We start from the raw sequence: 14,405 nt of genomic DNA on the forward strand, positions 1-14,405 counted from the left end.
CCGTCACGAAAAAGGTGGTGGAGTAGTTCAGGGGAGACGACGGTCGATCTTGTCGGAAGCGTTTCTGACGACCGTGAAGAGGACTACGTGAATCCCCGGAAGATCAAGGATCGCGAACTGTTCGCGCGAAAGAAAGGAAGGGCAACGGTTTCGGATAATTTCCGGTGCCCTTCCATACGGTGGGAGTATGCGCGTAAGCTTACAAAGATTCCCTAATGGTGCACGGCCAATCTGGGCGGGCGCGTCATGTCGCCGGGGAGTATTGCGGCTGCATCGCGGTCAATCCCTCGTGCCTTCCGAGGCGAAGAAAAGGAGCAGATTGAAATGTCGAGTCCGGCGGGCAGTGCCACCGACAGGTATTGGAAGCAGCAGTTTGAGTTTCTGCTGGTTGAGCCAGTGGTTTGGGCGCTCGACGCAGATTCGTTAATGCGGTCATTTGACATCATTGCTCAAGTAGCTGAAAGCGATCTGGCTGAAAAAGTTCGTCAAATGACAACGAACGTACAGTCACCCGCTACCTATGTGCCGGAGATCGGGCGTAACGCATTGATGCTTGGCGCGCTTGCAGTCGAGGTCCTGTTAAAAGGCATAGCCCTAACCAATCAGTCAGTCGCGACGTCTGTCAAGGCGAAGGATCGGCAGACTACAAAGCGCCTTCTGAGCCACAATATTCGCGATATTGCGCAGTTGGCGGGTGTGCAGCTAACCGCCCCGGAAGCCGGTCTATGTGAGCGGTTGGAGACGTTTCTCGTTTGGGCGGGGCGGTACTCGATCCCGAAGAGCCATACAGAGATGATGCCGCGCCCATTGGTGATGGGCGGCATCGCCCCGCCGAACATCTATTCAAGCGCTGACTTTCAGGCCGTCCGGAGTCTCACAAGCAGATTGCGTCTGTTGCTGCCGGCCGTTTCTTAGTGGTCGCGCTGCAAGCGTACGAACATCGCAGTATTCACCGATGCCACAGCCTGGCGATGCTCCCATTTGTTGCTTACGTGCGCTGGACGACGAAGTGCGTGTTCAGTTTCGCTGCTGTATCGCCTTTGATAGAAATCGTCGTGTCGGCAAATTTCTGATGAGCTAGCTGGAGCAATCGCGCAAGTACAAGGTTCTGTACAAGTTTCGCTCGCCAGCATCCGATCGCGGCTCGACGTAAAAGGTGAAGATGGCGCTCCTACGGGGGAGACATTATTCTTTTACCAACCCCGCTCGTTTCTCGTCATCGGCTCTCTCGCAGAGTTCCGGGCAGCACATGGGATCAACGAAGAAAAGTATTCGTCATTTGAACTGTTCCGCAGAAGCGTCTCTGCTCCCGAAATCATTACGTTTGACGAACTCTTGGAGCGAGCGAGGTTCATAGTCGAGGCGGGGGAGCAGGAGCGCCAAGACGCCTGACTATCTCGTCCAGAGTATGACTTCGCGTAAGCGCCCTTACCCCGACTATTAGGCGTCGGTGTGATCCGCGCATGCGCGTTTGACAGTCGCGGTACCAACACCGAATTTCTCGGCAGTCTCTCGAATGCTTGCGCCATACTCCGAACGCCACGCCTTAATAGCAGCGTAGTTGTGCGAGCGGGCGCGCCCCTTGTATTTCCCTTCGGTCTTCGCGATCGCTACGCCGCGACGCTGCATTTCGGCCCTATTCAGATAGTCGGCTTGCCCTGCGCGGCCATGAACGCGAGAATTGCGTCGAGGGTCGCTTTCTCGATTGGGTCTTTCGCTTTTCCGTCGAACACCATGCCGTTGAGCGTGCATTCGACACGCACCTCCAGTTCCATCAACCGGCGCATGGTGGCGTGAAGTTCGTCATTGCGGCGGCTGATCCGGTCGAGCCAACGCACAATGAGTGTGCCGCCGTGACGCAGATCGTGTTCGGCTTTGCGCCACTGTTCCCGTGCGTCCGGGGCCACGTGATAGCCGCTAACCCCCTCGTCAATAAAAACGTCCTTGTCCTGAACGCCGTGTTTTCTAGCCTCTTCGTACTGGGTCGCAGCGGACTGCCCGTCCTCCATGTACGGAGAACCCGGCGCATCGCCCGTTACGGTGTACCCAAATGAGCCGCCGAGTCGCGTCGGGACTGGCGTCACGCGTTTGGAAGATACCCGTAGTTTTCTTATTGAGCTCCCCGGTGCCCGTGTTGCTTGGCGCGGATCGCTGGGCGTGCCTGAGAGGGCCTGAGTACCGCTTCGGGTGCGCTCAATGTCATAAGTGAAAAAACGGCGTGGTATGCCCAACAGGCAGATATCAACCGTCGTAACCAAGTTAACTTCAAGAAATTCCTACGCATTAATCAGGTGAAACTGACACGATCCCGCATGATTTGACACTTGTTACTAATTGTTTCTGATAAATTACGCACGCTTTCGAAATTATCAGACAAATAACAATGAACAGGCATCTTTACCGGCTCGTCTTCAGCCGGATCCGGGGAATGCTGGTCGCTGTCGAGGAAACCGCCACGGCGACGGGCAGGAAGAATCAGGGTGAAACCGCAGGTGTCGCGTCGGCCGCGCGACCGTCCACTGTACGCTTTCCATTACGCCACACGGCGTTCGGGGTATGGGTGCTCGCGGGCACCCTGCCGGTGGTCACTTTTGCGCAGGTTGTCGCCGATCCGAATGCCGGCGCGCATCAGCCCACGGTGATCCAGACCGCGAGCGGCATCCAGCAGGTCAACATCACGCGTCCGTCCGGGGCGGGCGTGTCGATCAACGGCTATACACAGTTTGACGTGCCGAAGGCGGGCGTCATCCTGAACAACTCGCCGACCATCGTGCAGACGCAACAGGCGGGGTTCGTCAATGGCAATGCGAACCTGCTGCCGGGCCAGGCCGCGAAGATCATCATTAACCAGGTCAACAGCAATTCGCCATCCCAGCTCAGGGGATATGTCGAAGTGGCCGGGAGTCGTGCCGAGGTCGTAATCGCCAATTCATCGGGACTGGTAGTGGACGGCGCTGGTTTTATCAATACGTCCAGAGCCGTTCTGACCACCGGCACGCCGCTCATCGGCGCGAACGGCAACCTCACGGGCTTCAACGTTACCGGCGGGCAGATCACCGTGCAGGGCGCGGGACTCAATGCAGCCAACGTCGATCAGGTCGATCTGATTGCGCGCGCGGTCGCGGTCAATGCGTCGATCTATGCAAACGGCCTGAATGTCGTAACGGGCGCGAACCAGGTCGATCACGATACGCTCGCGGCGACAGCGATTGCCGGCAGCGGCGCGGCGCCGGGTGTGTCGATCGACGTGAGCCAGCTCGGCGGGATGTACGCGAACCGCATCCGGCTGGTGGGTACCGAGAACGGTGTGGGCGTGTCCCTCAGGGGCGTGACGGCCGCGCAGGCCGGTGACCTGACGCTGACCACGCAGGGCAAGCTTGTGCTCCAGAGCACGGTCAACGCGAGCGGCAACATTTCGCTCGCTGCGCAAGGCGGCATCGATAACAGCGGTACCCTATACGGCCAGCAGGCGGTGTCCGCCAGTACAGCAGGCAACCTCACCAACAGCGGGACGCTGGCTGCACAGCAGGGTCTCACCGTGTCGGCGAGCAACGTGACGTCGACGGGGACGCTGGGGGCCGGGATCAACGCCGATGGTTCGGTTGGTGCTGCTGCCGACATGAGCATCGTCGCGGCCAATACGCTGTCGGCGACGGGGCGGAACACGGCAGCCGGCAACGCGTCACTGCAGGCGGGCAACATCAGCCTGACCGGCAGCCAGACGGGCGCGAACGGCAACGTCACATTGAACGCGCACGCGGGCGATCTCGATCTGACGGGTGCAACGGTGTCGGCTGGCGGTTCGCTTGACGTCACGGCTCAGGGCGCGCTCGCGAATAGTCGCAGCTCGCTGACATCACAGGGCGCGGTCGCGCTTGAATCGGGCGGTGCATTCAATAACGCACAGGGTCTGGTGCAGGCTGGCGGCGCGTTGACGGTCACGGCCGGATCACTCGATAACACCGCCGGACGTGTCGTGTCGCTGAACGCCGACGGACTGACCATTGCGACGACGGATGCACTCACGAACGTTGCCGGCACGACCGCAGGCGGTTCAGTGGGTGGCGTCATCGGCGGTAATGGTGTCGTCCAGCTGAGCGCCGGCACGCTCACGAACCACGGCCAGATCAGCGCGCAGGGCGATGGACGGATTCGTGCGCAGGCGTTCGACAACGGAGCAGGCAGCACTCAGGCAGGCGGTACGCTGGACGTTGCCGCAGCCGGCGCGCTGTCGAATGCGCAAGGCGCGTTCTCGGCGGCGGATACGTTGCTCGCCGCCGGGTCGCTGGACAACGGCGCCGGCAGGATCGAAGGCAATCACGTTGGCATCGCGGCGACCGGTGGTTTGTCGAACCGTGCGGGCACGATCACCCAGTTCGGCACGTCGGATACGGCGATCGTTGCAGGCGGTCTGCTCGACAACACATCGGGTTCAATTACCAGCAATGGCGCCAACCTGAAGTTCGACGCCGGATCGTTGACGAACGACAGCGGTACCATCTCGCATGCAGGCAGCGGCACATTGACCGTTTCAGGCGTGGGTAAAGTCAGCAACGCAAACGGCAGCATGGCCACGAACGGCGCGCTGTCGCTGACGGCCGGGGGTTATGCCGGTCATGGCGGTACAGTGTCTGCACAGGGCGATGCCAACGTCAACGTTCAGGGCGCGCTGGACAACACCAGCGGCACGCTGCACGCAGGCAATGCAATGAGCGTTTCCGCCACCGGCGACATCTCGAACGGTAGTGGCCTCATCGAGTCGGCTGGCACGCACGCAGCGCTGACCGTGAGCGGGGCGAACATCGACAACACCGGCGGCCGTATGGCGAGTGCGGGCGATGGCACCACGAGCGTGTCCGCCCAGACGGCGCTTACAAACGGGGCGCAGGGCTTTATCGGCGGCAACGGCGACGTGGCGCTCTCTGCGGCGACGCTGACCAACGCAGGCAAGGTTTCCGCAAAAGGCAATGCGCAACTCGGCGCGCAACAGATCAGCAACGACGCGGGATCGGTTCTCGCCAACGGCGATGCCAGTTTCACCGCATCCGGCGCGCTCACGAATCGTAGCGGCACGCTAAGCGCGGGCGGTACCACGACGCTCAATGCGGGTTCCGTCGACAACAGCGGTGGCAAGATCGAAAGCACCGCACTCGCGCTCACGTCCGGCGGCGATCTGCTGAACGTCGGCGGCTCGCTTGCACAGTACGGCACGAGCGACCAGCAGATCCAGGTGACGGGCAAGCTGGACAACACCGGCGGCACGATCGCGAGCAATGGTGCCAATCTTGGTGTCAACGCGGGTTCACTCGTGAACGATGCCGGCCAGATCGCGCACGCGGGCAGCGGCACGTTGACAATCGCGAGCCAGGGCGCTGCGAGCAATACGAGCGGCAGCGTGGCGACCAATGGCGCGCTGTCGCTGGCTGCGGCGACGCTTGCGAGTCGCGGCGGGAGGATTTCGGCGCAGGGAGACGCGACGATCGACGTGTCCGGCGCACTGGATAACACCGGAGGAACGTTGCATGCGGGCAATTCGCTGGATGTCGACGCGAGCGGCAACATCGCGAATGCCGGTGGCCGGATCGAAGCGGCGGGCGCGCACGGTGCGCTGACGGTAGCTGGCGCCAATGTCGACAACACCGGCGGCCGTGTGGCCAACGCGGGTGACGGGACAACCCGCGTGACCTCGCTGGCGGGGCTGACGAACGGCAGTCAGGGTTTCATCGGCGGTAATGGTGACGTGTCGCTCGCTGCCGCGAGCCTCACGAACGCAGGAACGGTATCTGCGAAGCGCAACACCGACGTAACCGCGCAGACCGTGAACAGCAGCGGCGGAGCCCTGCTGGCAGGCGGCGACGCAACGGTCACGGCAACGGGTGCGTTCAGCAATCGCAGCGGCACGTTAAGCGCGGGCGGCACAGGTACGGTCAACGCAGGCTCGATCGACAACAGCGCGGGCAGTATCGACGGCACCGCACTCTCGCTGACTTCGGGAGGCGATCTCGTCAACGCGGGTGGCTCGCTGACGCAGTACGGCACGGCTGACCAGCGTATCCAGGTGACGGGCACGCTCGACAATACGGCGGGCACGATCGCAAGCAATGCGCAGAACCTGACGATAACGGATGCGGCACTCGTCAACGATCGCGGCACCGTGCAGCACGCCGGTACCGGAACGTTGGGTATCACGACGACGGGCGCGATGTCCAACGTAAGCGGCAAGGTCGGGACCAACGGGACGCTCGCCGCGACGGTCGACAGCCTGACCAATACCGGCTCGCTGGCCGCGCAACAGACGCTGATGCTCAACGCGGCATCGGGCGCGAACAATCGCGGCGGCGCGCTGTACGGGCAGAGCGCGCTCTCGGTCACCACACACGGGCAGTTCGACAACACCAGCGGTTCGGCGCAGACCGCGGGCGATCTGTCTGTGCAGGCTGACGGAGCGCTCACCAACGCGCAGGGCACGCTATCGGCCAACGGCGCACATGGCACGGTGAACGTGTCGGCGGCAACCGTCGATAACAGCAGCGGTCATCTGACCAACGCCGGCGATGGTGCGACAACCGTCTCGTCGGCGGGCAGTGTGAACAACGCGGGCGGCACGCTCGGCGGTAACGGCGATGTGACCGTCAACGCGAGCGATCTCACGAACACATCAGGCGCGCAACTCGTCTCCGGCGGCGCGCTGAACGCGAACGTCACGCGCAGTCTGAACAACGCGGGTGGCCGCATCTACGGCGGCACGGCGCTGACCCTCAACCAGACGGGCGCCACGCTGAGGAACGATGGCGGCACGCTGCTCGGTGGCCGCAGCATGTCGATGAAGGTCGCGCTGTTCTCGAATCAGGGCGGCGTCGTGCGCGCGAATCAGGACATCGGGGCGAGCGGCGCGATGTCTGGTAACGGCGAGATGACGGCGGGCGGCAACCTGACGCTGAACGTCGCCGGCGACTACACGAACACCGCGGCCAACCGTCTGCATGCAGACGGCGACATGGCGCTGAACGCGAGCGGCACGCTGACCAATACAGGGACGCTCGGCGCGTCAGGCGCGCTGACGGTGAGCGGCGCGAACGTTGTCAACGCAGCAGGCGCCGACATCAATTCGGCGTCGACGACGGTGAATGCGTCCGGTGTACTGAACAACGCAGGGCGTATCGAAGGCGATACGGTGCATACGAACAGCGCGTTGCTGGCCAATACAGGCGCGGTGATCGGCAACGTCGTGCAGGTCAATGCGAACGACGTGCAGAACACCGGGGCAGCGGCCGTCATTGCCGCGGCGCAGGACCTCAAAATCTACGGAGCGAACTCCGTGTCGAATACGGACGGCGCGCTGATCTATAGCGCGGGCAATCTGGAGATCGCGCGAGATGGCACGCGTGACGGCAGCGGGTTCCTGGCCGACCAGACGAACGTGCTGACGAACAGTTCGGCCGACATCGAGGCCGACGGCACGCTCGACATCGCCGCGCATAACGTCAATAACGTTCGCACCACGCTCGTTACACAGGCGGGTACGCCACAGGATGCGGGCACCCAGACGCTGACACTCTGGACGGCGGGTATTCCGATCGGCGAACAGTTGGGTAGCCATCTCAGTGGGACATTCTCGCAATGGGCCTGGTCATCGGATGAAGCGCCGCTGAAAGCCGAGATTGTCGGCAAGCTCGCGACACCCATCAGCGTCACGGTGCCGAAGTCGCAGGTCGCGAACCTGAATACCAGCGCCCAGACGTTCTCCCTGACACAACCGCTCACGGAGAACTATACGGACAATACCGTGATGCAGACAATCTGCAACAGCCACGACTTCTGCAGTCCGCACCCCGCGCCCCAGACGCGCAACATCGCGACGAACCCGACGCAGTGGTACAACAGCATCACCGACAACGGTAGTACCTACACGATCACCTTCTGGCCGGATTTCGACCCGAACAAAAACATCCGTCCCGACCAGGTGAAGACGCGCTTTGACCTGGGTTCCGATTCGCACGACTACAGCGAGACGCAGCGCACGACCACCACGACGACAACGACCGACCAGCTGATCGCCGCGAGCGCGACCGCAAAGATCCAGGCGCAGGGTGCGATCCGCATCAACGCGGACGGTGGCAGCATCAACAACCAGTCGTCGACGATGGCCGCCGGTGGGAATCTCATACGCCGGGCCGCTGGCGGCAGCGTCAATGACACGGGCATCGTTCTGGAGCAGACCGTCACGCAGGACGAGCAGTCGACGTTCTACTGGCACCAGAAAACAGGCGGTAGTAGCGACACGAAGGTCGTCGAAGATGGTGTCACGCAGAGCACAACGACGGTTGCCGCGCTGCCTGCCATCGCGACGTCGAACCAGGGCGTGCAGACGGACGCGCAGACGATCAACGTATCGAGCGTGAACCGCCTGGGCCAGACCGTTACCGGTTCGGGCGTCATGGGTGGTAACGCGAATGGCACGCAGCTTGGCACGGCGCAGGGGGCCGCGGGCCAGGCGGAAACTGTTCAGTCCGGGGCGACGCTTTCCGTGGCGGGTGTACCCGGCCAGGCGGGCGGCGTGCAGCCGGTGCTGGGCGCCGTCCGTACCGCAGTCGCCACGGCGGCTGGCCAGACGGCCCGTCCGCAGACGCTCGGTGCGGCGTCGGGCGGTATCCCCAACCTCACGCTGCCCGGCAACGGACTGTACACGCTGCATCCTGCGCCGGCCCAGCCGTATCTGGTCGCCACCGATCCGCGCTTCACGCAGTACAACAACTTCATTTCGAGCGACTACATGCTGGACGCGCTCGATCTCGATCCGTCGAAGGTCCAGAAGCGGCTGGGCGACGGCGCCTACGAAGAAAAGCTCGTGCGCGATCAGGTGACGCAGCTCACGGGCCGCACCTTCCTCACCGGCTACTCGGACAACATGGACGAGTACAAGTCACTGATGAACGCCGGCGTCGCTTATTCGAAGGCGTTCGGCCTGACACCGGGCATCGGTCTGACCGATGCACAGATGCAGCAGCTCACGACCGACATGGTGTGGCTCGTCTCGCAGGACGTGACGCTGCCCGACGGCACGCACCAGTCGGTGCTCGTGCCGAAGCTGTATCTGGCTGAGGCGAACGCGGTCGATCTGCAGCATACGGGCGCGCTCGTTGCGGGCAACACGGTGAGCCTCCACGCAACGGGCGATGTGAACAACACCGGCCACATCGTCAGTGACGTGGCGACGCAGATACTCGGCAACACCATCGTCAATAGCGGCGTGATCGGCAGCGCGGGAACCACCACGGTCGCTGCCGTGGAGGACGTGCGCAATGTCGGCGGCCGCATTGGCGGTGGCGATGTGGTCGTGCAGGCAGGCCGCGACGTGGTGAACGAGACGCAGACCATCGGCGTGACGCGATCGCTGCGCGACGGCGATCTCACCTCGACGGTGACGGGCACCGGCGTGGGCTCCGTTGCATCGATCAGCGCAACGGGCAGCGTGGCCGTGCTCGCGGGGCGTGACCTGACGATGATGGCTGCGAATGTGCAGGCGGGCACTAATGCATTGATTGGCGCCGGGCGCGACATTAACGTTGGCACGATGGCGTTGAAGGCAACGCAGGACGTCGGTACCGCCGATGGGCTGAACGGCGGTCACGACGTCGTGACGAAGAACGCAGGTAGCACGATCACGGCGGGCGGAAGCCTGACGACGGTGTCGGGCCACGATACGACGATTACCGACGCGACCGTCAAAACCGGTGGAGATGTGTCCATTATCGCTGGCAACAATCTGACCGTGACGGCAGCGAAGGATACGCACACGCACAGCGAACAGTCCCTGGGTGGAAGTCTCTCGCATCACACCAGCTCGTCGTATGACGAAGCGGCCCAGGGCAGCGACATCAATGCTTCAGGGGAAGCAGTGCTCGCAGCCGGGCAGTCGTCTGCGGTCAGCGAAGCGCTTGGCAGGTATGGCATCAGCACGGTAACACCTGCCGGGAGTGCGAACGCCGGAAATCTCTCGGTGCTGGGTTCCAGCGTGACGACGGGTTCGACGGCAGCAGACGGTTCGGTGACGGGCGGAGGGCTGAAGCTCGTCGCAACCGGGGATGTGAACATCGGCGCAGTCACTGAGACACACGATGCGCAGAGCTGGTCTCATACCGATCACTCGGGGTTCATGTCGAGCGACCAGACCACCGACCAGAAGTCTTCGCATCAGGTGAATTCGGTCGGCTCGACCGTGGCGGGCGACACCGTGAGCGCGGTTGCGGGTCACGATCTCGTGATCGCTGGCTCGACGGTCGCGTCGACGAATGACATGGCGCTGTCGGCCGGGCATGATCTGACAGTCACGACGACACAGGACACGAGCCAGAGCAGTCACTTCCACGAGGAACAGAAGTCGGGTCTGGGCGGCACGGGTGGAGCAGGTATCTCGTATGGCAGCAACGATACGAAGGAGACCACGCACGACAGCTCGGTGACGCAGAACAGCAGTCTGGTGGGTAGCACGAACGGCAGCGTCACGATGACGGCGGGCAACAACCTGCATATCACCGGCAGCGATGTGATCGCGGCGCAGGATGTGACGGGCAAGGCGGCCAATGTCGCGATCGATGCGACGACTGGCACGAGTCATCATGACGATACGCAGGAGACGAAGACGAGCGGCTTCACGCTCGGGATGGGCGGCAGTGTCGGCGATGCGATCAACAGTGCGATACAGCAGACCCAGGCGGCGAGCAACAGCCAGGATGGACGAGCGAAGGCCCTGCACGCGATTGCCGCCGTCGGCAACGCCGGCAGCGCAGTTGGGTCGCTTGCCGGCGGCGGCGCCCCGGACGTCAGCGTGCAGTTGAGCTATGGCACAAGCCAGTCAAAAAACACCTTCACAGAAGATCAGACGACGCAGACCGGCTCGACGGTGAAGGCTGGCGGCACGGCGTCGTTCATTGCGACGGGGGGCGGTGACCAGAGCGGCCAGGCTGGAAATGGCAACGTGACGATTGCCGGTTCCGACGTGACTGCGAACAATGTCGTGCTCAACGCCAGGAACCAGGTCAACCTGGTCAATACGACGAATACCGATACGACGCGCAGCACGAACGAGTCGAGTAGTGCGAGCGTGGGCGTTTCATATGGTACCAAGGGCTTTGGCGTGTCGGCGTCGATGAGCAAGGCGCATGGCGATGCGAATTCGGATGTCGTGACGCAGAACAATACGCACGTCACTGCCAGGAACAACCTCTCGATCGTCTCGGGTGGCGACACGAACATCGTCGGCTCGGATGTGAGCGGCAACCACGTGTCGGCCAACGTTGGCGGCAATCTGAACATCGCGAGCGTGCAGGACACCACGGTGAGCAGTGCGCACCAGTCGAGCACGAGCGGCGGATTCAGCATCAGCCAGGGCGGTGGCAGCGCAAGCTTTAGCAGCCAGCACGGCAGCGCGAACGGCAACTATGCGACGGTGACTGAGCAGGCCGGGATTCAGGCGGGTTCCGGCGGTTTCGATATCACCGTGAAGGGCAATACGGACCTGAAGGGCGCGTACATCGCCAGTGATGCCGATCCGTCGAAGAACACACTAACCACGGGCACGCTGACTTATTCGGACATCCAGAATCATTCGGATTACAGCTCGTCGACAAGCGGCTTCAGCGCGGGCACGTCAGGCGTCATGCCGATGATTGGTCAGTCCGAGAGCGGCCATTCGAGCGCCACGACGAAGAGTGGCGTGAGTCAGGGTGCTATCACGATAACCAGCACGGCTGACCAAAAGCAGGAAGTCGCGAGCCTGAACCGCGACACGTCGAACCTGAATGGTACGGTGTCGAAGCTGCCTGACGTGAACACGGTGCTTGGCAATCAGATTGATGTGATGAACGCGGCCACTGCGGCAGGGGAAGCGGTCGCGAAGGACGTCGGTACGTACGCCGACTACAAGCACAATGCCGTGCTTGACGGCGAGAAGGCGGCGAATGCGCTTGGCGACACTGATGCAGCGGCGCAGTACAAGCAAGACGCAGCAGACTGGGCGGAAGGGGGCGCGGATCGAGTTGCCATGCACATCGTAGCGGGCGCCGTGCTTGGTGGACTCGGTGGTGGCAGCTTTGGCAGTGCGCTTGGTGGCGCGGTCGGCGCTGGCGTTTCGGCTGCACTCGCGCCAGCACTGAACGAACTGAGCAGCTCGATTGCAAATGCCGATCTGACTGGCAGCGCTACGGCTGACCGGATGCTCGGGCAGATCGTTTCGAACGCGGTGGCGGGCGCCGCGGGCGCGGCCGTTGGAGGCAACGCGGGCGCTTTTACTGCGTCGAATGCTGACATGTACAACCGGCAGTTACATCCGACGGAGACGCAGAAGCTCAAGCAACTGCAGCAGGGCCAAAGTCCCGATGAGCAATACAGGCTTGCCGCAGCGGAATGCGCGCTGGTTCACTGCGCGGATGGGGTGCCCGCCAGCGACCCGAACAAGGTCATTCTGCAGCAGATGCAGGACGCAGGCCAGAAGCTCACTAATGAGCAGAACCTGCTCAAAAACGCGGGCGCGTTCGATGGTTACGGCAAAGTCGATACGATCGTTGATTGGGCGGACAGGAATCAGGTGTCCAATCGCGCGGTCGGCGCTGTGCAAGGCGTCGGCAGCGCTGTAGCGGCTGCTGGCGCGATCGGTGCAGGGTGCGCAACGGTAGTTGCGTGCAGTCTTGGGGCCACTGTGGCGGTCACGAGTCTGGATTGGTCGAAGGCCGGATTCACGCAGATGGTGACCGGCGACGTCACGCCGACCTACGGACAACAGGCACTTCAAAGCTTGGGCTTGAGTCCGCAAGCGGCTGCGTTGGCATACACAGGGCTAAGCCTCGGAGCAGCGGGTGGTGCTGCACTTGCAAACAATTCTGTTCAAGTAACTTCAAACCCTTCGAGTACTTCGAACGCAGCGCGTGCAAGCAACAATTTCCATCGTGACGACAATCTGACAACTGGGTTGGTGCCAGCCGATGCCGTTAATCAGCAATTCATTGATCAGGGCTATTCGGCGCCATTCACGCGAGGCACAAATGTCAATGTGAGTACGGCAGGTACCGGAGCACCTGCGAACATGGTTGTGACGAATGGGCAAGCCTCCGCTATCGCAGCCGGAAAGCCCGCGGTAGGTGCTTTTTCGACGCCTGATGTGGTACCGAATCAACAGTACGTACGCGATACCTTGGCGGTTACCCCAGCAATGAAGCCCGACGTTTCGATGGTTCAACCAGTACAAACTACGGGTAAGCCGATGGTTACGGTTGAAGGCCAGATTGCTCCTCAGACACCTGCCAATCAGTTTCCTGGCGGGGGTAATCAAACGTTCTATGATTATCCAGCTGGCGGCACGCGAACTGATTACGTGAGACCAGTCGGTCCGGCACAGCCGCTACCAAAATGAACTCGTACCAACAGAACACTATTCGGTGAGAAATGGACATGTTGAACATCGCTGACGATGGTACATCGATTAGTTGGTTCGATGCGGTATCCGGCCGCGGATGGACGGCGCGAACGCCGTCTCTTTCGGAATGGCAGATCCATTTTCATGGAAATCAGACTGAAGAATCGCTCGCGAGAGGACAATTTATGTGGGTAAACGGATTGAGTGACGAAGAAGTGACTGTCGTTTTCTCGCCGTATAGGGGCCTAGATTTCAACCTGATTTATTCCATCCTGTCAGGGAAACTACTGAAAATTGAGGAAGCGCGATGACGCGCGATTTGTCGTTCATCACCTTTGCTTTAGCGACAGGTGGCATCGTCGCCCTCACGGCCGGTTGTACACCCGCGCATTACGTCACAACTGCGGCTCCGGACTACAAGCCGCAAGTTTCGGCTCGTGTGCGTATCCAGTCGGGCAATGATCTGCAAACCGCTTCGTTCAGAGTAGGTGCGTGCTACTCGAATGGTTGGCAGGACGACCCGCAACGGGTCAGCGTTGATGACGGCTTCTGGGCACGCTACAAATACTCGTCACGCAGCGTTGTGATTGGCATGCCACAGAGCCCTCGACGATGGATGCGGATTGAGGGTCTGCGTTTCAAGGACATGATCCGGGAATACGTGGTTCCGGCCGGACAGCCGATGACGTTATCGCTGAGTACAGCCGGGGACGCAGGCAGCAGCAAGTACGGCGGATATTCGTGGTCCTGCAAACCGCACGAGATGTCCTTCACGCCGATCGCCGGGCAGGATTACGACGTGTATCTGGCTCTGCAGGATGAAGGTCGCAAGTCATATGGCTGTTCGATTGAGGTTCGCCATATCGATGCCAGCGGACGGGACGAACCTGTGCAAACGCAATACGCACCTAAATGTCCATCATCCGACGCAGAGACCGCGACAAGACGGGGGCCGTAATAAGCGGCAGGCAGTCAGATCAATAATAACCAGTAG

The 14,405-nt window shown here is 61.7% G+C and carries 5 protein-coding genes and 1 pseudogene; 5 read left to right on the forward strand and 1 reads right to left on the reverse strand.

What is annotated here, in order from left to right:
* The first annotated feature begins 324 nt into the window (after positions 1 to 324).
* Both BLT65_RS31790 and BLT65_RS31795 read left to right on the forward strand, forming a co-directional pair.
* The gene (locus tag BLT65_RS31790) at positions 325 to 915 is read left to right on the forward strand and encodes a hypothetical protein (protein WP_091785468.1); all 591 of its coding nucleotides are present in this window, start codon (positions 325 to 327) and stop codon (positions 913 to 915) included.
* A 150-nt stretch (positions 916 to 1,065) separates the two neighbouring features.
* Entirely contained in the window at positions 1,066 to 1,392 is a 327-nt protein-coding gene (locus BLT65_RS31795; protein ID WP_279634501.1) for a Shedu anti-phage system protein SduA domain-containing protein, read from the forward strand.
* Between the two features lie 48 nt (positions 1,393 to 1,440).
* On the opposite strand, the pseudogene BLT65_RS31800 reads toward BLT65_RS31795, so the two are convergent.
* Positions 1,441 to 2,009, reverse strand: a pseudogene (locus BLT65_RS31800) (recombinase family protein).
* Positions 2,010 to 2,383: 374 nt separating this feature from the next.
* Here BLT65_RS31800 and BLT65_RS31805 point away from each other — a divergent pair.
* From BLT65_RS31805 to BLT65_RS31815, 3 genes are read left to right on the forward strand one after another with little or no spacing between them, the layout of a single operon-like run.
* A complete protein-coding gene (locus tag BLT65_RS31805) occupies positions 2,384 to 13,408 on the forward strand; it encodes a two-partner secretion domain-containing protein (protein WP_091785471.1) in 11,025 nt (3,674 codons plus the stop codon).
* A gap of 38 nt (positions 13,409 to 13,446) precedes the next feature.
* Positions 13,447 to 13,722 carry a hypothetical protein gene (locus BLT65_RS31810; protein ID WP_143036605.1) on the forward strand — a complete coding sequence of 92 codons (276 nt, stop codon included), beginning with the start codon at positions 13,447 to 13,449 and terminating at the stop codon, positions 13,720 to 13,722.
* Positions 13,719 to 14,369 (forward strand): hypothetical protein, encoded by a 651-nt coding sequence (locus BLT65_RS31815; protein WP_091785478.1) that lies wholly within the window; start codon positions 13,719 to 13,721, stop codon positions 14,367 to 14,369. The genes BLT65_RS31810 and BLT65_RS31815 overlap by 4 nt, the downstream gene beginning before the upstream one ends.
* Positions 14,370 to 14,405: the final 36 nt, after the last annotated feature.

The sequence above is a fragment of the Paraburkholderia steynii genome (genome assembly GCF_900100565.1).
GTDB lineage: Bacteria > Pseudomonadota > Gammaproteobacteria > Burkholderiales > Burkholderiaceae > Paraburkholderia > Paraburkholderia terrae.

What these genes read in the sequence shown, in the direction of transcription:
- BLT65_RS31805 (WP_091785471.1), top strand. Translation starts at nt 2,384, where the DNA reads ATGAACAGGCATCTTTACCGGCTCGTCTTCAGCCGGATCCGGGGAATG.
- BLT65_RS31810 (WP_143036605.1), top strand. Translation starts at nt 13,447, where the DNA reads ATGTTGAACATCGCTGACGATGGTACATCGATTAGTTGGTTCGATGCG.
- BLT65_RS31815 (WP_091785478.1), top strand. Translation starts at nt 13,719, where the DNA reads ATGACGCGCGATTTGTCGTTCATCACCTTTGCTTTAGCGACAGGTGGC.
- BLT65_RS31790 (WP_091785468.1), top strand. Translation starts at nt 325, where the DNA reads ATGTCGAGTCCGGCGGGCAGTGCCACCGACAGGTATTGGAAGCAGCAG.